This is a genomic window from Joostella sp. CR20 (assembly GCF_038433465.1).
Taxonomy (GTDB): domain Bacteria; phylum Bacteroidota; class Bacteroidia; order Flavobacteriales; family Flavobacteriaceae; genus Galbibacter.
Genome location: NZ_JAESVF010000005.1, coordinates 147,832 through 167,807 on the forward strand (window position 1 = coordinate 147,832; position 19,976 = coordinate 167,807).

Genomic DNA, 19,976 nt, shown 5'->3' on the forward strand with positions numbered 1-19,976 from the left:
TATCTTTGTGCTGAATAATTAGGTTGATGATGTTGAATAAAATTTTTTATTTTTTAAAACGAATGATTTTAAGTATACTTTTTTTAATAGGAATTTTAATTTCTATTTACCTTTTGATGGTTTATTTTACACCTTCTTTTGGAGGTGAAATCACAAAAGAAGATAAAGCGATTTACCAAGCTTCTGCAAACTATAAAGACAATAAATTTGTAAACACCAAAGATGTTCCAAAAAGTAACGGTTTTGTAGGGACTGTAAATATTTTATGGAAGTTTTTGTTTACAAAAGTGCCAAATGGTCGTCCAAATCACCCTTTGACTCTTCAGAAAATAGATTCTTCGAATGTTGCAAATTACAACGGACCAATGCGTATGTTTTGGTTTGGCCATTCTGCTTTTTTATTGCAATCGGATAAGCACACCATTTTAATCGATCCAATGCTTGGCGAAGTAGCGGCACCTTATACATGGTTGGGAGATAAACGTTTTAACGACACTTTACCAATTGAAATTGAAAAGTTACCTACCATAGACGCGGTGCTAATTTCTCATGATCATTACGATCATTTAGACTATCAATCTATTCAGAAGTTAAAAGATAAAGTTGAAATGTTTTACGTTCCGCTTGGTGTGGGAAGGCATTTAAAATCTTGGGGTGTTACACCACAAAAAATTATAGAATTAGATTGGTGGCAAGAAGCGAACTTTAAAGATATGAAGTTTGTTTGTACGCCTGCACAGCATTTTTCTGGGAGAAAATTCACAAATGGACAAAGTACTTTATGGAGTTCGTGGGTAGTTAAGACAGATGATTTTAATGTGTTTTTTAGTGGGGACAGTGGTTATAGCAATCATTTTTCTGCTATAGGAGAAAAGTATGGGCCGTTTGATTTTGCAATGATGGAATGCGGGCAGTATAACGAAATGTGGCCAGATATTCATATGTTTCCAGAGCAAACAGCACAAGCGGGAGTCGACGTAAATGCAAAAGTAATTATGCCGATACATTGGGGTGCATTCAAATTAGCCCTACACGATTGGAGAGACCCAGTAGAAAGAGTTGTTAAAAAAGCTTCAGAATTAAATTTAAATATACGAGTTCCTAAAATTGGAGAACCTATTTTAATTGAAGATAGCAAAACCGATTTAGAACAGTTTTGGTGGAGAGATTAGTAATTACACAATAAAAAAAGCCTCTACAAATTTTGTGAGGCTTTGAAATATGTTTTTTGCAGTGTTATTATTTATCAGCAAAAATAACTTCTACATTATGGTTTTCTAGTTCTTTAACAAAACTCTCGTCAACGTTAGAGTCTGTTATAATCTTGTCAATCTTATCAAAATTGGAAATAAATGCTAGACCACTTCTTTTAAATTTAGAAGAATCGGCAACTACAATAACTTCATCCGAAATTTCAATCATGAGTTGGTTTAGGTAGGCTTCTTCAACATGATGTGTGAAAACACCTAAGCTTGGTTTTATTCCATCAACTCCTAAAAATAGTTTGTTGCAGTATAATTGTTTTAAATTTCTCTCTGCCATTGGCCCAACTAATGACATCGAAAATTCTTTTAAATAACCACCAGGCATAAAAACCTGTAAGTTTTTGTATTGCGATAAGTTGTTTACGATATCCAAGGCATTACTAATAACCGTAAGATTTTGAATTTCTGCAAGGTTGTTTGAAATTTCAAAAGTAGTTGTCCCTGAATCTAGAATGATACTTTCGTCTTCACCAATTAGACTCACAGCCTTTTTACCAATTAAGCGTTTTATATCGAGGTTAATTTTCTTTTTCTCGCTAACAGTTAAAGCAATATTACTCGTTTTAAAAGCACCACCATGGGCTCTAATTAAAAGCTTATTTTTTTCTAATCTATCCAGATCGTTTCTGATGGTAACCTCACTTACCCCTAGGGCTTTACTAAGGTCGTTTACACTTACTTGACCGTGTTCGTCTAATTCTTTTAAAATTAAAGATCTTCTTACAGCTGTTTTTTTCACTATGATTGAATTATGGTCTTGATTTCAATAAATAAAAATAAACAATAATATTTATTTTAAAAAAGAAATAAAAATAATCCTAAATGTAATAAAATATTTTCGATTTGCAATCATTTTAAAATAAAAAAGAAACAATTCGAAATATTATTTATGTTGTTATGGTGTTTTTTATAGATATGTTTTTATATTAGTGGCTTTAACAACCAGATTTTAATTATGAATAGGAGAGCGTATCTAAAAACCTTCTCGTTGGGAGCTATTTTACCTGCTATTGGTATGTCGAGACCAATTAATACCGAAGTGCTTAATTTTTTTGGTGAAGTGACAGCTGTGAATTTTCAAAGCAATTGGCAGTATTGGTATGATATGAAGTGGGTTGGGCCAGAATATTGGGCAAACCGCATGCAAGATTGGGTTATTGAAAACGGAGAAGTAGTATGTACTGCAGTTGGTAAGGATCGAAATCTAAACTTGCTCACTATTCAGAAGGGAAAGAATACAGATGACTTTCAAGAGGACGTACAAGTTAAAATACTTTCGGAAGATATAAAAGGTGACAAAGATGCTTATGTCGGATTTAAAATTGGAGTAAAAGGGCAGTTTGACGATTATCGTTCGGCTTCAGTTTTTGGAAAAGGTTTGGCTATTGGAGTTACTGGGGATGGACATCTAATGATTGGAGATGAAATTTTTAAAACCGATTTGAATGGCATTCCAGAAAATTTCAAATTAAAACTTATTGCAAAATATAAAAACGAAGCTTATAGCGTAAAACTTATTGTTTTTAATAATGCTTCGGAAGAAATTGCTTCAGCAGAAAACACAATACCGCATACGGATATCAATGGAAACTTCGCCTTGGTAGTACATTCATCAAATAAAAAGGTAGAGAAAAAGAAGGTGGCTTCGTTTTCAAATTGGAAAATTAATTCTACAGGATTACTTCAGAATGAAGAACAATTGTACGGACCAATTTGTTTTGCGCAATATACGTTGCATGGTAAAAAACTAAAACTTACTGCACAGTTAACGCCCTTTGAAAATGTACCAAATCATAAGGTTTTACTTCAGTTTAAAAAAGATGGAGTTTGGCAAACTTCCGATTCGCAAACCAATAAAAATGCTGGGAGAGCCAATAATTTTGTAGTTGAAAATTGGAGTGAAACAAAAGATATTCCATACAGAGTTTTGGTAGAATTGCCTTTGAAAAATGAAACGCATCAATATTTTTACGACGGAACAATTGCTGTAGAGCCAATAAATGAAGATGAGGTTACGGCGGGTGTTTTTAGTTGTAATTTTCATTATGGTTTTCCAGATCAAGATGTTTGCGATAATGTAGCCTATTTAAATCCTGATATTATTCTGTTTTTAGGCGATCAGTTTTATGAAGGAACAGGAGGTTATGGGGTAATGTATGATGGAGATTTTGATGAATTGTGTATTGAATATATAAGAAAATGGGTGCTTTTTGGATGGTCGTATCGGGAATTGTTTAGGCATAAACCTTGTGCAATTATTCCAGATGATCATGATGTGTACCACGGAAATATCTGGGGTGAAGGAGGAGAAGTTGCAGATACATCGGGAGGCTATGGTGCATCAGCTCAAGATTCTGGAGGGTATAAAATGAGTCCGGAATGGGTGAATATGGTTCAATTCACACAAACAAGTCATTTACCAGATCCTTACGACGACCGACCTGTAAAACAAGGGATAGGTGTTTACTATACGCAATGGAAATATGCAGGGTTGAGTTTTGCCATTTTAGAAGACCGAAAGTTTAAATCGGCACCTATGCATGTATTGCCAAAAGAAGCAGATATTTGGAATGGGTGGATTCAAAACGAGAATTTTGATGTTAAAAAATATAGAGATTTAGATGCGGAACTTTTAGGCGAGCGTCAAGAGAAATTCTTGGAAGATTGGGTGCAAGATTGGAGTGAAAATACGACTATGAAAGTTGTGTTGTCTCAAACAAATTTAGCAACGGTAGCAACATTGCCCAAGGAAGCAAAAACAGATGCTGTAGTACCTAAACTTAACATTCCGCAAAAGGAAGAATATGTTTTGGGTGATGCGATGACAACAGATATGGATTCCAACGGTTGGCCAGCAAATAAAAGAGATAAAGCTGTTGGAATTATCCGAAAAGCGTTTGCTTTCCATATTGCGGGCGACCAGCATATGGCGAGTTTTGTGAAATACGGGTTAGAGGAATTTGGCGATAGTGGATATGCTTTTGCTGGTCCAGCACTTAATAATATTTGGCCACGTAGGTTTTGGCCCCCTGTAAATGCATCAGCAATTGAAAAACATTCCTATGATAATCCTGTGTTTTTAGGAGATCATATTGATGGGTTTGGTAATAAAATTTCGGTTTACGGAGCAGGAAATCCGTATCAAACAAACTTAGAACCTTCGGTTTTGTACAATCGTGCTACTGGCTACGGATTGGTAACTTTCAATAAAAAAGACAGAAGTATAAAAACGGAATGTTGGCCGAGGTTTGTTGATGTAAAAACTAATCGAGAGGAGCAGTACCCGGGTTGGCCAATAACTGTACAGCAATACGATTGTTATTCAAAATCTGAGGAGTATTTTTTGCCAGAAATTAAGATAACTTCTTTTGAAGAAATTCCTTTGGTGAAACTTTACAGTGCAGATGAATTGGTTTATGCGTATAGACCTAATTCCGCAAAATTCAGTTTAAAAACTTTTAAGAAGGGAATGCATACAGTTGAATTGTATTTTGAAGTTGAAAACAAAACGATTAAGCATCAGTTTAAAGCTTTGAAAGAAAATAAAAAGTCAGTAAAAGTATAATTTAATCACAACCAACCATTACTACTTATGAACCTCCCAAATACCATTCTATTATTTTTTATACTGATATCATCTACTCTTTTTTCAAATGAAAGAGGAGTTAAAAGAGATGATAAAACGCCTCCAAATTTTATTTTAATTGTTGCAGATGATTTGGGGTATGGCGATTTAGGGATTACGGGTACAACACAGTTAAAGACACCTAATATTGATAAACTTGCAAAATCGGGTGTGTTTTTTAAAAACGCCTATGTTTCGGCGCCTGTTTGTAGTCCGTCGAGAGCTGGATTTTTAACAGGGATAAATCAGGTTGAGTTTGGATATGATAATAATTTAGGAGGAAATCAGCCAGGTTTTGATCCAGAATACAGAGGTTTGCCGATAGATCAAAAAACAATTGCTGATTATTTAAAAGAACTAGGCTACACAACAGGACTAGTAGGTAAATGGCATTTGGGTTACGAAGATCAATTTTATCCAACTAATAGAGGTTTTGATGAGTTTTGGGGATACAGAGGTGGAAGTCATAGTTATTTTTCGGGAGTTGATAAAAATGGGAAAGCTACAATTGAATGCAATTATAAAACACCGCAACCAATAACTTATATAACAGATGATAAGGGAGATGAATGTGTAGGTTTTATAGAAAGACATAAAAAAGAACCGTTCTTTTTGTATGCATCGTTTAATGCACCCCATACCCCAATGCAAGCATTAAAAAAGGATATGGCTCTTTTTGATTTTATAGAAGATGAAAAAAGGAGAACCTATGCTGCAATGGTATATCGATTGGATTTAAATGTTGGGAAAATCATAAAAAAGTTAGAAAACGAAAGTTTACTAGAAAATACAGTTATTGTTTTTTTAAGTGATAATGGAGGTCCTGTAAAAACAAATGGATCGATAAATGCCCCTTATAATGGAAAAAAAGGAACGCTGTATGAAGGAGGAATTCATATTCCTTTTATTATGAGTTGGAAAAATAATTTGTCTAAAGGAAAGATTATTTCAACACCAATTACTTCTTTATCAATCGCTCCTACATTTATTTCGTTAGCAGATTACAATCATAAAATAAACATTAAAGAAACTTTTATATCTCCTGATTTAATATCGGTTGTAAATGGAAATACTTCAAGAAGTGAGGGAACATCAATGTTTTGGAAGTTTACGATTAGCGCTTCAATACAAGAAAATGGTTGGAAATTAATTAGAATTCCTGATAGGTTACCAATGCTTTTTAACTTGTCGGAAGATATTTCTGAACAAAATGATGTGGCGCTTCAAAATATAGAGCTTACAAAATCTCTTTTAAAAAAGCTCGGAGAATGGGAAGTTTCTTTGCCACAGCCCTTATTTATGGAAAATGCAATGTGGAAAAAAGTGCAGTTGCATCAGTACGACGATAAATACCCAATTACACAACCTTAAACTTTCGATTTTAACTTTTAGTTTTTATTCTTTATAAATATTAGTGTTTTATGATATTTCTTTCATTTAATATCAAAACGAAATAAAATTTATTTTCGTTTTCCTTGCATTACTCAATTGAAATATATAGATTTAACAAAAATTTAAAATATTAGTAAGGTGTACTCTTATTTTATATTCATTTAATCAAACTATTTAACTTATGAGAAAATTATTAACCTTAGGGCTTTTTCTACTGATTTCAGTGGTAGCATTTGCTCAACAAACTGTGGTTACGGGGACAGTTTTTGACAGTTCTGGGATGCCAGTTCCAGGTGTTAATGTGCAGCTTAAGGATGCAAAGTCTGGTACGGCTACCGATTTTGATGGGAAGTACGAAATAACGGTAAATTCTTCCGAAACTGCATTAATGTTTAGTTATGTTGGTTTTTTAACACAAGAGATTGTTGTTGGGGGACGAAGTACTATTAATGTGACATTGGAAGAGGATGTTGCACAATTAGATGAAGTTGTTGTAGTTGGGTATGGTACTCAAAAGAAAGAAAACTTAACGGGCGCTGTTAGTAGTGTTAAAATGCAAGATGTGCTCGGAGATCGACCAATTGTTAACCCTGTAGAATCTTTGCAGGGGATGATTCCAGGGATGCAAGTAACATCTACTTCTGGGCAACCAGGGTCTCAAGGATTAGGTATTCAAATTAGAGGGGCCACTTCTTTAAACGGAGGAAGCGCTTTAATCTTAATGGATAACGTGCCTGTTAATTTTGGAGATATAAACCCTCAAGATATCGAAACTATTACAGTTTTGAAAGATGCTGCTGCAGCTTCAATATACGGAGCAAGAGCTGCTTTTGGGGTGGTTTTAATCACTACTAAAAAAGGAAGTAAAAACCAAAAACTGAAATTCAACTACTCTGGTACAACAAGTATTAATTATCCTGAAAACCTTCCTACAAAAGCTTCAACGTATGATTTTATCAATGCGTTACAAGATTTTGGTCAAGATACTTTTTGGATAGGTCAAGATATCGATACTTGGGTTGATTATTTAGAGGAGTATAAAAATAACCCAGGAGCTTATCCTGAAGGGGTTGCTTATGATGAAAATGGGCAGGAATATCCATTAAAGGATACAAGTTTATTAGAAGACTTTTTAGATGAGGGTGGTTTTTCTCAAATTCATAATTTTAGCTTTAATGGTGGAGGAGAGAACGTTGCTTATCGTGTATCAACTGGATATACTGAGGTTGATGGAATTATGGTGACGGACAATGATAAAACAAAGAAAAACACTGTAAATGCATATTTAAAAGCAGATCTTTCTTCAAAAATAGCTTCAACATCTAATGTTTTATTTACTGCTACAGATACTAATTTTCCAATTGGAGATTATGGTCGTGCTGTAAATTATAGTCCATTTGCTCGAGAAGGCTTTTATACAGACGAAGAGGGAAATGAAACTCCATATTACACCCCAGAAAACCAAGAGCGTTTCGGTGTTTCTACCAATAGAAAAACTAGTAATATAAGGTTGTTTCAGAAATTAGAATATAATCCAATTCCAGGACTGAATTTTACTGGGGAGTATACCTACGAACAAAAATATAGAGATTTTTATAGTGGAGATAATCAGCAGGAATACATTCATCCAGAGTCACTTTCTACTTTTGGAGGTGTTCCAGAATCTACTTTTTATAGAAAAGCGAATGACAAAGAGGTTAGTCATTTAATAAATATGTATGGAAGTTACACTAAGTCTTTTGGTAATCATAACTTTAAGTTCTTAGCGGGGATGAATAGAGAAGATGTTGATTTTGAATATTTCTATATTAGAAAAACAGATTTGATTTCTGTTGATTTACCGTCAATTTCAACTGCAACAGGAGTTTTAGAAGGAGATGATAGTTTTTATGGGTATGCAACGTTAGGGTACTTTGGAAGACTTAATTATAATTATAAAGAAAAATACTTTATTGAGTTAAATGGTCGTTACGATGGTTCGTCTCGTTTTGCTGAAGATGATAGATATGGTTTCTTCCCATCAGCTTCCGTTGGTTGGACAGTTACTAAGGAGAATTTCATGAAGAATGTTGGTTTTTTAAATCACCTACACTTTAGAGGTTCTTATGGAGAAATTGGAAATCAGAATGTAACTAGAGGAGGGTCGCAACAATACTACCCATATTTACCAGAAATTGGTGTAACTAATGCTAGTTGGTTGGACGAAAGTACAGGATTAAGATATAGAACATTAGGGCTTCCAGATTTGGTGAGTGCTGGTTTTACATGGGAAACTGTGCGTTCTGCAAACTTTGGAGTAGATATAAGGATGTTTAAAAATAAATTTTCAGGATCTTTTGATATATACGAACGTAAAACTCTTGATATGATTACTGTTGGGGCTCAGCTTCCAGCAACTTTAGGGGCTAGTCCACCAGATACGAATGCTGCCGATTTAAAATCTAGTGGATGGGAATTGTCTGTGAATTGGAAAGATAAAATCGGAGACTTCTCTTATAATATTGGAGCTACGCTCTCAGATGGACAATCAGAAATTACAAAATTTGATAACCCGGGTGGACTAATCAGTGAGTATTATGCAGGTCAACAAATTGGAGAAATTTGGGGGTATGTTTCTGATGGATTCTATACTGTTGATGATTTCGAAGAAGGCACCTTGGACGAAAATTTAATGAATGGAACCTTAAAAGAGGGTGTTCCAGTTTTTCAAGGAAGAAGTCCAAATCCAGGAGATACAAAGTATAAAGACTTAAATGGTGATGGAATTATATTTTCTGGTGAAGGAACTTTAGATGATCCAGGAGATAGACAAGTTATAGGAAACACAACAAGACGTTATCAATACGGTATTTTTGGAGGAGCAAACTTCAAAGGGTTTGATTTTTCATTCATCTTAAATGGTGTTGGAAAAAGAGATCTCTGGAGAAATGATCCAATTCGTTTCCCTTTTGTTGGAGAGTTTAATATTATTTATGATCATCAGATGGATTATTGGACTCCAGAAAATACCGATGCGTATTTCCCAAGAAACTATGTAAACGGTGGTGTTAACTACGGAAATAGTAGGCTAACACAAACTAAGTATTTATTAGACGGATCTTATTTAAGAATCAAAAACTTAACTTTTGGATATAGTTTACCAAAATCAGTTTTGGATAAAATAAAGATGGATAAAGTTAGAATTTTTGTAATGGGAGAAAATTTATACTCGTTTGATGACCTTCCTGACGGAATCAATACTGAACTAGCAAATCAAGGTCAAGGGGCAGCGTATCCTTACTTAACATCGTATAGTTTAGGGGTTAATATTTCATTTTAGTAAAGATAAATTAAGAACAGATGAAAAAAATAAAAATATTATCGATAAGTCTCTTAACCGCAATCACTTTTGGTTGTAGTGATGACTTTTTAGAAAAATTACCAGAAGATTCTTTAGTAGAAGAAACTGTGTTTACGACCGATAAAAATTTCGAAACTTACTCATGGTCATTTTATAACGTATTTCCAGGTTATGATAGTAGCGATTGGGATGAAACAGTTGATGCAGAATTGTCAGGAGATCTAATGGTTCGAGGTAGTGGAGCCTTAGGGAATTCATGGCTTTGGCAAAGAGTAACTGTGCCAGCTTCTACAAGTAGTTGGTCGGGGCCATATGGATACATTAGGCGCGCAAATTTAATGCTAGGGAATATCGAAGGTAGCGAACTTACCGATGACGAGAAAAGGCATTGGGAAAGTATAGCTCGCTTTTTTAGAGCTTATAATCACTATAAGTTATTGGTGAAGTATGGCGAAATTCCATATGTAGATAAGGTGTTGACAGATGCGGATGAAGATGTGTTATTTGGGCCTAAGAATACAAGAGATGAAGTTGCGAGTAAACTTTTAGAAGATTTAAAATTTGCCGAGCAGAATATTGATGACAGAGCGGCAAATACTGTTGGTGTAGATGTCGTACGCGCAATGATTTCAAGGTTCGGACTTTTTGAAGGAACATGGCGTAAATACCATGCCTTAGGAGGAGAGCAAACATATTTACAAGCTTCTGCAGATGCTAGTGCAAAATTAATCGCTTCTAATCCTACATTACATTCAAAGTATGATGAATTGTTTAATTCTGAATCGCTTAGTGGTGTGAGTGGTGTGTTGCTTTATAAAACTTATTTGTTTGGAGAGTTGACCCATATATTAACTTCAAGACATAGAAATTCTGCAGGATATTGGGATTTAACAAAAAAAGGTGTCGATTTATACCTTTGTAAAGATGGAAAGAACCGATGGGTTAGTGATATGTTTGATGGGGATGAAGATCCTTACGATGAATTTAGAAATAGAGATGAAAGATTGTATTTTACAACTGTTCCTCCTTTTAAAGTAGAAACAGGTGGTAGGTCTTCGGAGTGGGATTATACAGATGATCCTGCAGATAGAGAGTACCTTGACATTATGGCAAATTTGTCTGATGATTTACACAAAGGGACTCCAACTGCAAACTGGAATGGTTTTGTTATTAAAGAAGAACCGCACTTTAGACTTTCAAACAATGGGCAAGGGTTTAATGTGAGTTATACAGGGTATCGTAGTCACAAATATTATAACAATCTAAATACAGGTATTCAAAACCAAGATTTTGCTGATGCTCCAGTTTTTAGAATGGGAGAAGTACTTGTAAATCATGCAGAGGCTATGTTCGAATTAGGAAGATTTAATCAAGCAGTTGCAGATGCTACTATTAATAAATTAAGAAAAAGAGGTAATGTAGCAGATTTAAAAGTAGCTTCAATTCCAGATGATCCAACTAGAGATGCAGATGTTGATGCTGTGCTTTGGGAAATTAGACGTGAGCGAGCAGTGGAGCTTATGCATGAAGGATTTAGATTTAATGATATCAGAAGATGGAAAAAACTTCAAGAATATGGTGCTGAAGAAAAACTTGGTCGTTATGTAAATAACGCTGATTATGGTAATAAATTACCAATTCAAGGTGGAGCAAGTGCTGGGTATATTTCTCCTTACGGAGTACCTCCAGGAGTTCCAGATTATTACTATTTGTATCCAATTCCTACGGAAGAGTTAGTGCTGAACCCACAACTTACTCAAAATCCAGGTTGGCCTTCAAGTGCTGAAGAAGAAGAGTAGAAATATTTTAATTTGAAATAAAAAGCAGAAGTAGACCTCTTAAATAGTTGTTAACTTCTGCTTTTTCAATTTATACGTAAAAGAAGAAAATTTTGTTAGAACTTTTAAGATAATCTATTTAATAAAAGTCAAATAAAACAGTACCTTAAACCACCCATAGAAATTTATATTTTTTAAAATGAAAAAGATTTCAATTAAAGCAACATCCTTATTTTGTTTACTTTTTGGTGTTAGCTTATCCTCCGCCCAAACCAATGATTTAAAACATTACATTGAAAACCCTGCAGTGATTTCTGAAAATAAAGAAGAAACACATGCAACATTTTATTCATATCCTTCCGAAGAGGAAGCATATCATAACGATTACCTTATTTCGAGAAACTATCTTTCTTTAGATGGTACTTGGAAGTTTAATTGGGTGAAAAAGCCATCCGATCGCCCTACAGATTTTATGAATCCTTCTATCGATGTTTCTACTTGGGATAACATTCAAGTGCCCTCCAATTGGGAAGTGCAAGGCTACGGGATTCCTATTTATGTAAACCATCAGTATGAGTTTGCCGATTACAAAGCTCCTGTTTCCGAAGAAATGGAATTTGTAGATCGTGTATATCCTAAAGATCCAGGAAATGTTCCCGACGATTACAATCCCGTTGGCTCATATCGAAAAACTTTCACGGTTGATAAAACTTGGAAAGAGAGCGATGTGTACTTGCATATCGGAGCAATGAAATCTGGTGGCTTTGTTTGGATTAATGGGAGTTATGTAGGGTATTCGCAAGGAAGTAAACTTCCAGCAGAATTCAATATTGGGAAATATATCAAAGAAGGCGAAAACACCATTGCATTACAAATTTTTAGATGGACAGATGGTTCGTATCTTGAGTGTCAAGATTTTTGGCGTATTAGCGGAATCGAGCGTAGCGTGTATCTGTATAAAAAACCAAAAATAGCGATTAAAGATATTGAAGCTATTGCAAGCCTCGGAAGTTCTTACAGCGATGGGATTTTAGATTTGGGTGTTGAGGTGAAAAACAATACTGACAAGAATGCTAAAATTTCGGTTTCCTATCAAATTTTTGATAGTAGTGAAATTCCAGTTGCTGAAGACGAACAGCAAATTAAACTTAACGCGCAAGAAGTAACTACAGTAAATTTTGCGTCCTATATTATCGATGTTATGGCGTGGAATGCAGAAACGCCAAATTTGTACAAGGTTGTAATTTCTTCTAAAGATAAAAAAGGAAATATTATAGAATCGACTTCTTTGGATGTTGGTTTTAGAACGGTTGAAATTACTGGCGGGCTACTGAAGGTAAACGGACAGATTGTTACCTTAAAAGGGGTCAATACGCAAGAAACAAACCCTGAAACTGGACACGTAGTTTCCGAAGAAGATATTTTAAAAGATATAAAATTGTGGAAAGAAAATAACATCAATGCGGTACGTTTGAGTCATTATCCACAGTCTGAAAAGTTTTATGAATTATGCGACAGATACGGAATTTACGTTGTTGACGAAGCCAATATCGAGTCGCATGGAATGTATTACGGAAAGTACTCGCTAGCCAAAAAACCAGATTGGGAAAAAGCACATGTTGACAGAATGGAACGCATGGTAAAACGCGATAAAAACCATGCTTCTGTTATTATTTGGTCGATGGGAAATGAAGCAGGAAATGGCGTTAACTTTTTTGAGGGTTACAAAGCCATCAAAGCGCTCGACCCACAAAAGCGCCCTGTTCAGTACGAACGCGCCTACAAACCCGAAGACGGAAACTTGTTTGACATGGATAGCAATACCGATATTATTGTACCTCAATATCCATCGCCAGCCCGATTTGAGTCTGTTGGAAAGCACAAAACAGACCGCCCATTTATTCCAAGTGAATATGCGCATGCCATGGGAAATAGTACTGGGAATTTTCAAGATTACTGGGACATCATCAACCAACACGACAATTTGCAAGGTGGATTTATTTGGGATTGGGTAGATCAATCCATTTGGAAAACCAATGAAAAAGGGCAAAAATATTATGCTTATGGAGGTGATTATGGCGAAAACATGCCAACCAATAATACATTTTTAAACAACGGAATTGTTTTTCCTGATCGAACTCCGCAACCTGCACTTCACGAAGTGAAAAAAGCTCATGAGTGGATTAAGTTTTCGCTTCAAGGAATTAACAAAAACAATGAAGCTCGAATTTTAGTTGAAAATTTATATGACTTTTTAAATCTTCACGCTTTCGATTTGAATGCGTTTGTAAAAGCTGATGGGAAAATTTTAAAAGCAATTCCTATCGAAACTATTGAGGTGGATCCGCATACGAGTAAGTTGGTGCGTGTTTCTTTAAACGATATTCAGTTTGAAAAAAATACAGAGTATTTTATAGAGTTGGAAGCTCGATTTAAATACGATTGGGGAATTCTTGACAAAGGGCATCAAGTTGCAAGAGAGCAAATAGCACTCGACAATAAAATCAATTGGGAACCAAATAAATTAGGGAACCAAGGAGTTGTAAATGTTCAGAATAATGGAAATGAGTTGGAGTTTAAAAACAATCAATTTTTTGTAAAATTTAATAAAGAAGAAGGAAAGATAACTTCATATGTTTTTTCTGAAGAAGAATTGATTAAAGATGGAAATGGACTAACGCCTAATTTTTGGCGCGCTCCAACCGACAACGACTTCGGGAATAAAATGCAGTTTAGAAACATCGAGTGGAAGCGAGCAACCTTGGAAGCGCAGGTAATAGATTTTAGCTACAATAAACAAACCGATGGAAGTTATACAGTTTCGGTTAGCTATAATTTACCTGGGGTGGCAACAACCTATAATGTTGATTATTTAATATTAGCTTCAGGAGTTATTAAGGTAGATGCTACTTTGCATGAAACAACCTACACAGGCGATATTCCGAGAATTGGGCTAAAAATGCAACTTCCTAAAAAGTTTGACGCGATGACGTTTTATGGGCGAGGGCCTTGGGAAAATTATCAGGATAGAAAAGCAGCAAGTTTTGTAGATGTGTATACTTCTAAAGTGAAAGATCAATACGTGCCGTATATACGTCCGCAGGAAAATGGTTATAAAACAGGAGTTCGTTGGGTTTCTTTTGCTGATGAAAATGCAAATGGATTGTTGGTGGTTTCTTCTGAAAAAAATCCAGATAATTTAGGGATAAGTGCATTACACATGTTAAACGAAGATTTTGATGCTACAGAAGGTTTATCGTACGATACAGGAAAGTCGAAAAACACTCAAATGCAAACTAAAGATGAAAACTACAGCGATGGGATGCCAGATGTAAACGTAAGTAAACACACCATTGATATTGTGGAGCGCGATTTAATTCAGTTAAATATTGATTTAGGGCAACGTGGTGTTGCAGGAGATAATAGTTGGGGAGCAATACCACAAAAAGAGTACACTTTTTCTGGAGATAATACATATACGTATTCATTTTATTTAGTGCCATTTCAGCAAGGTTCTCAAAAAGAGTGGATTGAAAACTTTAAAAAGCTTTATGTGGAATAAGTGTTAACTGAATTCTTTCTGAAATAATTTAGATATAATTTTCTTTTTAAAAAGTAAAATTATATATTGTCAAAGCAAAATGAAGATATTTTATTTTCATTTTGCTTCATTTTTAAATTATCATTCAAAACAAAGAGATTAAGTAACCATATTATGAATTCTAGAAGAAACTTTATTAAAAAGTCGGCCGTAGTAGGAGCAGGAATTTCTTTAGCCCCAAACCTGTCTTTCGGATATGCATCAGCAAAAAATGAAAAATTAAAACTAGCCTTTTTAGGTGTTGGATTAAGAGGAACGAATCATTTAAATAATGCGATTCATAGAGGTGATGTAGAGATAACAGCAATTTGCGACATCGACCCGAGCCGTATTGATATTGCAAATAAAAAAATAACAGAAGCAGGACGAAAAAAACCGCAAGTATTTGGGAAAGACGAACACGATTATTTAAACATGCTTGAACTTGAAGAAATTGATGCGGTAATTATTTCTACCCCTTGGTTATGGCATACCCGTATGGCAGTCGATTCGATGAAAGCTGGTAAATATACAGGTTTAGAAGTGTCGGCAGCGCAAACAATAGAGGAGTGTTGGGACTTGGTAAATACTTCTGAAGAAACAGGGTCGCACTTAATGATCTTGGAAAACGTGAATTACAGAAGGGATGTGTTGGCTGTTTTGAATATGGTGAAGCAAAATGTTTTTGGAGAATTGCTACACTTTAGATGCGGATATCAACACGATTTACGTCATGTAAAATTTAATAATGGAAAGCAACCGTATGGAGGTGGTGTTGAGTTTGGAGAGAAAGGTCTTTCCGAAGCAAAATGGAGAACGCAACATTCTGTTTTAAGAAATGGAGATGTGTATCCAACACATGGAGTTGGCCCGATTGCTGCAATGTGCGATATCAATCGTGGTAACCGTTTTGTGTCGATAACTTCTCACGCTACTAAAGCTAGAGGTTTACATAGGTATATTGTGAATGAAGGAGGTGCGGATCATCCAAATGCAAAAGTAAATTTCAAATTGGGAGATGTAATTACTTCTACGGTAGAAACTGCTAACGGAGAAACAATTATTATAACACACGATACCAATTCGCCACGACCATATTCACTTGGATTTAGAGTGCAAGGAGTAAATGGTTTGTGGGAAGTTGATGGAAGTAGAATTTATGTTGAAGGGAAATCAAAGCCACACAAATGGGACGATGCTCAGGAATGGCTTAAAAAATACGATCATCCAATTTGGAAAAAATATGGAGAAACTGCTACGGGAGCAGGGCATGGAGGAATGGATTATTTTGTAATGAAAGCATTTGTTGAGTCGGCATTAGATAATGTTGCTCCGCCAATGGACGCATATGATGCTGCTGCTTGGAGTGCAATTACACCGCTATCGGAAGCTTCGATAGAAAATAACGGTCAGCCACAAGATTTTCCAGATTTTACCAGAGGTCGATGGATTGCTAGAAAACCATACGATTGGATGAAGGAAGAATACAGAAGATAATTTGTTTTTAGTTTATTGTGCAGTTAGCTTAAAAAAAGCGAATGAAAATTTTCATTCGCTTTTTTGTTTAAAATTATTTTGATTTAGAATTTATTATTCAAATCTATCTGGGTGTAATTCGTTGTATTCCTTTCCTTGAGAAAGTCCCATAAAAATTGGATCTTTCATTTCTTTGTTAAGCTTTTCAAACTCTTCTTTTAAGGCTAAAAATGTAGCTGATTTTGTTTCGTACAAATTGGAGGTTTCACTAATGTCTTCTTCAAGATTAAACAGCATATTTTCTTTTTGATTATTTAATTGAAGATACTTGTAATCTCCTAATCGCAAACCGTAACTATTTTTATTGAACTGTTTCCAAAAGAAAGGTCTGTCGTCCAATTCTTTTTCACCTTGTAAATATGGAATTAAGTTTACACCATCTAGCTTGTTTTTAGTTTGAATGTTTGATTGTGCAACAACAGTAGCAAATAAATCTAAAGAGATAACAGGCTTTTCATAAATCATTCCCTGCGGAATTGCTTTTGGCCATTTCATTGCAAACGGAACATGTACACCACCTTCAAATAGCGAACCTTTTTCGCCTCTTAAAACACCATTGTCAGAAGCATTGTGTTTCTCAGGACCACCATTATCCGATAAGAAAATTACAATTGTATTTTCATCTAAATTTAATTCTTCTAACGTATTCAAAACAGCTCCTACGCCATCGTCTACAGCGCTAACCATAGCAGCATAAGTTTTTCTTTTTTTGTCTTCAATATTAGGGAAACGATCTAAATATTTTTGAGTTGCTTGTAGCGGTGTGTGTGGCGCATTGTATGCTAAGTAAATAAAAAATGGCTCGTCTTTGTATTTTTTAATGTAGTTTACAGCCTCTCTCGAAAGTCCGTCGGTTAAGTATTCGGTTTCTTCAACACGTTCATAATTACGTAATATTTTTTCGCGATATGCATCGTACTGGCTTTTTACCCCCGACTGATCTTGAATGGTAAGTTGCTCAGGGAAATACATATGTCCACCAGTTAAAAATCCATAAAAATCATCAAAACCTCTTTTTAAAGGATGTAACAATTCGTGCGCTCCTAAATGCCATTTCCCGATAGCAACCGATTTGTAGTTGGCTTTTTGAAGTGCGCTAGCAAGTGTTTCTTCGGAAAGAGGTAACCCCATATTCGGGTCTTTTGGCGCATATAAAGGATTAAGGCCAAAGCCAAAACGATCTTGAAATCTTCCAGTAATAAGTCCTGCGCGGCTAGGTCCACAAACGGCATAACTTACATAGCCATTGGTAAACTTTACGCCTTCATTGGCAATTCTGTCGATGTTTGGAGTCGGGATTTCCGTAGATCCGTTAAACCCAACGTCGTTATAACCCAAATCGTCCGCAAGAATAAGAACTACGTTTGGAGATTGTGAAAAAGCAAAAAAGTTAATAAAGAACATTAAGCCAAACGAAATTGTTTTAATGTTAATTAGTTTAGACTGAAATAAGGTTTTAGTTTTCATAAATTTTGATGGTATAGTTTTCATTTAAGTTTTTGTTTTTTGTTGAAAGCGTAATCCTGTAAAGATTATCTTGTTTCCAATCGTTTCTCAGTTTTTTATCTTCTAACGGAAGCGTTTCTATAGTTGCAATAAAAGTATTTTCAGGGTAGGCAAGTGTTACATCTTCATTTAAAAATATTTTTCCAGGACTCGATATAGTTGGTTTTATTGCAGTTATAAAATGCGATTTTGTGGGAGAAATATATTCACTCAATTGATAGTTATCATTGATAATTAGCGCACCTTTTCTTTCTCGTTTTAAGATGTAATTTCTTTTAAATGAATTACACATAGTTGAATCTGGATATGCTTTTTCAATATTAAGATTGAAACTAAGTTGAGATTCTGTGTTTTTAAAACTTACATTAGTGGCTTTGTATTTTTTTCCTGCCAACTGTGCCATGCCGTTAATTTGTGGAACATTATGATAGTTTGATTGCATCGTCCAGATGTCATAACGTTTACTGCTGAAAGTTTTTCTTGAATAAGTTTCAATACCAATATCAGAAATCAAAGGCTTTCCTTCGTGATATAAAATGAAGCTTCCAACATCGTTATGATTATGACTCTGTTTGTTGTGAGCGCCAATTGCGGCAAAGAAAAAACCGTCACTTTCTTTAGTGGAAGTTCTTCCGCCAATAATCTCGTTGTCTTTGTAGAAAAAGAATGGAGTATTTGTTTTTTCTGGTTTTGTGTTTTTAAGATCTTCTTGTGTAAATAGATTGTGTATTACTTGATCAATACTTCCTCTAGTTATATTGTTGTAATAGTCATTGTTGGGAGCCAGATAAGAAGCAAACTCCTTCAGTTCTTCACTTTCTATATATTTCCCGTATCGATATACTAACGTAGGGTTTGGGTTTACGTTAATCGTAGCATCAGAAAAATTTGTAAAATAATTTTTTTCAATATTTGCATCCATTATATAGAGCCCCATTTTTTTAATAAGGTCATTCTCTTTTAATGAAATGTTCTTATTTGTTATGTTGTATGCCAATTCAAGATGTTCTAACATCTTCCCTCCAGCATGACTCCAATATCCAGGGCCCTCCTCGCAGGCACCGTCATCTTTATAGTAATTAATAAATTTGTCTAATGATTTTAATGATTTTGTCAATACTTCCTCTTGAGTTTCAACGCTAACTTCCTCTCCTAATAAAGCTGTACTTAAAAGGACATTGTAGTTACACCACGGATTCCAATTATTAACAAAGGCTACTTTTCTAAATGCCATCCACCAAAAATCGTTTCGTTCGAGGTAAGGTGTTATGATTCGTTTATTTATTTCTAACGGAATTCTATTATAAACGTAAGGAGAAATGCTTTTAAATTCATCTTTAAATAAATAGAATGTCCATGCAAGTAAGCTGGATATCTCTCCTGCCCCTAGATCTATTATTGGCTCTTCAACATTTGGAGCTCCAATTCCACCTTTTTGAGCAGTTAAATGAGCCGATCTTACCCATGTAGTTTGTTCGCAAAGAGACCAAACTCCATTCATAATTGCATCTGTGTAATTACCTTTATTTTCGAGTAGTTCTGCTAAAACAAGTGTTTTTAATTTAGCTGTTTTACTGTCTTGTGGAGTTTGCATTATATTTCGATCTCCCGTGCGTTTAAAAGCCAAATATGCAGTAACTGGTATGTTATTCCATGCTTTATTTTTAATTGATTCAGCTTTGGTTAAGATCTTATCCTGTTCTTCTTGAGATAGATTTTTAATTTTTTCTGAAATTTCATTTTTTGAGGGGAAGAATGAGGTGGTAATTTCTCCGTTATATTTATCTGTTGTGAGTTGTTTTGATAAATAATTTCTTTCCTCTTGTGCATAAAGACTATTACCGCAAAATGTAAATATGAAAAATATGTAGAAGAATAGTAATTTAGAATTAGTTCTCATTTAAAGATTTAGGTTTTTTATCGGTTCCTTGTAAAAATAATAATTTTATTAAAA

10 protein-coding genes are annotated in these 19,976 nt (G+C 34.8%); 7 read left to right on the plus strand and 3 right to left on the minus strand.

From position 1 onward, the window contains the following. Window positions 1-62 precede the first annotated feature (62 nt). Window positions 63-1,172 carry an MBL fold metallo-hydrolase gene (locus JMA43_RS08920; protein WP_342156148.1) on the plus strand — a complete coding sequence of 370 codons (1,110 nt, stop codon included), beginning with the start codon at window positions 63-65 and terminating at the stop codon, window positions 1,170-1,172. A 67-nt stretch (window positions 1,173-1,239) separates the two neighbouring features. On the opposite strand, the gene agaR is transcribed toward JMA43_RS08920, so the two are convergent. Beyond that, window positions 1,240-2,004, minus strand: a complete 765-nt coding sequence (agaR, locus tag JMA43_RS08925) for a transcriptional repressor AgaR (protein ID WP_342156149.1) — start codon at window positions 2,002-2,004, stop codon at window positions 1,240-1,242. A 216-nt stretch (window positions 2,005-2,220) separates the two neighbouring features. Between agaR and JMA43_RS08930 the strand changes: the two genes are divergently transcribed. The 6 genes from JMA43_RS08930 to JMA43_RS08955 all read left to right on the plus strand — a co-directional run bounded on the left by JMA43_RS08930 (window position 2,221) and on the right by JMA43_RS08955 (window position 16,477). Then, window positions 2,221-4,830: an alkaline phosphatase D family protein gene (locus JMA43_RS08930; RefSeq protein ID WP_342156150.1), complete on the plus strand. Its 2,610-nt coding sequence runs from the start codon at window positions 2,221-2,223 to the stop codon at window positions 4,828-4,830. A gap of 27 nt (window positions 4,831-4,857) precedes the next feature. Then, window positions 4,858-6,261: a sulfatase-like hydrolase/transferase gene (locus tag JMA43_RS08935; protein WP_342156151.1), complete on the plus strand. Its 1,404-nt coding sequence runs from the start codon at window positions 4,858-4,860 to the stop codon at window positions 6,259-6,261. A 202-nt stretch (window positions 6,262-6,463) separates the two neighbouring features. After that, window positions 6,464-9,601: a SusC/RagA family TonB-linked outer membrane protein gene (locus JMA43_RS08940; RefSeq protein WP_342156152.1), complete on the plus strand. Its 3,138-nt coding sequence runs from the start codon at window positions 6,464-6,466 to the stop codon at window positions 9,599-9,601. A 20-nt stretch (window positions 9,602-9,621) separates the two neighbouring features. After that, complete coding sequence (locus tag JMA43_RS08945; RefSeq protein WP_342156153.1) at window positions 9,622-11,421, plus strand: RagB/SusD family nutrient uptake outer membrane protein; 1,800 nt, start codon at window positions 9,622-9,624, stop codon at window positions 11,419-11,421. 178 nt (window positions 11,422-11,599) lie between these two features. Then, on the plus strand, window positions 11,600-14,962 hold the full coding sequence (locus JMA43_RS08950) for a glycoside hydrolase family 2 TIM barrel-domain containing protein (RefSeq protein WP_342156154.1): 3,363 nt from the start codon (window positions 11,600-11,602) through the stop codon (window positions 14,960-14,962). Window positions 14,963-15,115: 153 nt separating this feature from the next. Beyond that, complete coding sequence (locus JMA43_RS08955; RefSeq protein ID WP_342156155.1) at window positions 15,116-16,477, plus strand: Gfo/Idh/MocA family protein; 1,362 nt, start codon at window positions 15,116-15,118, stop codon at window positions 16,475-16,477. Window positions 16,478-16,570: 93 nt separating this feature from the next. Here the strand turns inward: JMA43_RS08955 and JMA43_RS08960 are convergent, their stop codons facing one another. Beyond that, window positions 16,571-17,983: a sulfatase-like hydrolase/transferase gene (locus JMA43_RS08960; protein ID WP_342156156.1), complete on the minus strand. Its 1,413-nt coding sequence runs from the start codon at window positions 17,981-17,983 to the stop codon at window positions 16,571-16,573. After that, entirely contained in the window at window positions 17,973-19,922 is a 1,950-nt protein-coding gene (locus tag JMA43_RS08965; RefSeq protein WP_342156157.1) for a heparinase II/III domain-containing protein, read from the minus strand. Before JMA43_RS08965 ends, JMA43_RS08960 begins: the two co-directional genes overlap by 11 nt. Window positions 19,923-19,976 lie beyond the last annotated feature (54 nt).

Coding starts and splice junctions, on each gene's coding strand:
- JMA43_RS08960 (WP_342156156.1), bottom strand. CDS start 17,983: ATGAAAACTAAAACCTTATTTCAGTCTAAACTAATTAACATTAAAACA.
- JMA43_RS08945 (WP_342156153.1), top strand. CDS start 9,622: ATGAAAAAAATAAAAATATTATCGATAAGTCTCTTAACCGCAATCACT.
- JMA43_RS08950 (WP_342156154.1), top strand. CDS start 11,600: ATGAAAAAGATTTCAATTAAAGCAACATCCTTATTTTGTTTACTTTTT.
- JMA43_RS08935 (WP_342156151.1), top strand. CDS start 4,858: ATGAACCTCCCAAATACCATTCTATTATTTTTTATACTGATATCATCT.
- JMA43_RS08940 (WP_342156152.1), top strand. CDS start 6,464: ATGAGAAAATTATTAACCTTAGGGCTTTTTCTACTGATTTCAGTGGTA.
- JMA43_RS08930 (WP_342156150.1), top strand. CDS start 2,221: ATGAATAGGAGAGCGTATCTAAAAACCTTCTCGTTGGGAGCTATTTTA.
- JMA43_RS08955 (WP_342156155.1), top strand. CDS start 15,116: ATGAATTCTAGAAGAAACTTTATTAAAAAGTCGGCCGTAGTAGGAGCA.
- JMA43_RS08920 (WP_342156148.1), top strand. CDS start 63: ATGATTTTAAGTATACTTTTTTTAATAGGAATTTTAATTTCTATTTAC.
- JMA43_RS08965 (WP_342156157.1), bottom strand. CDS start 19,922: ATGAGAACTAATTCTAAATTACTATTCTTCTACATATTTTTCATATTT.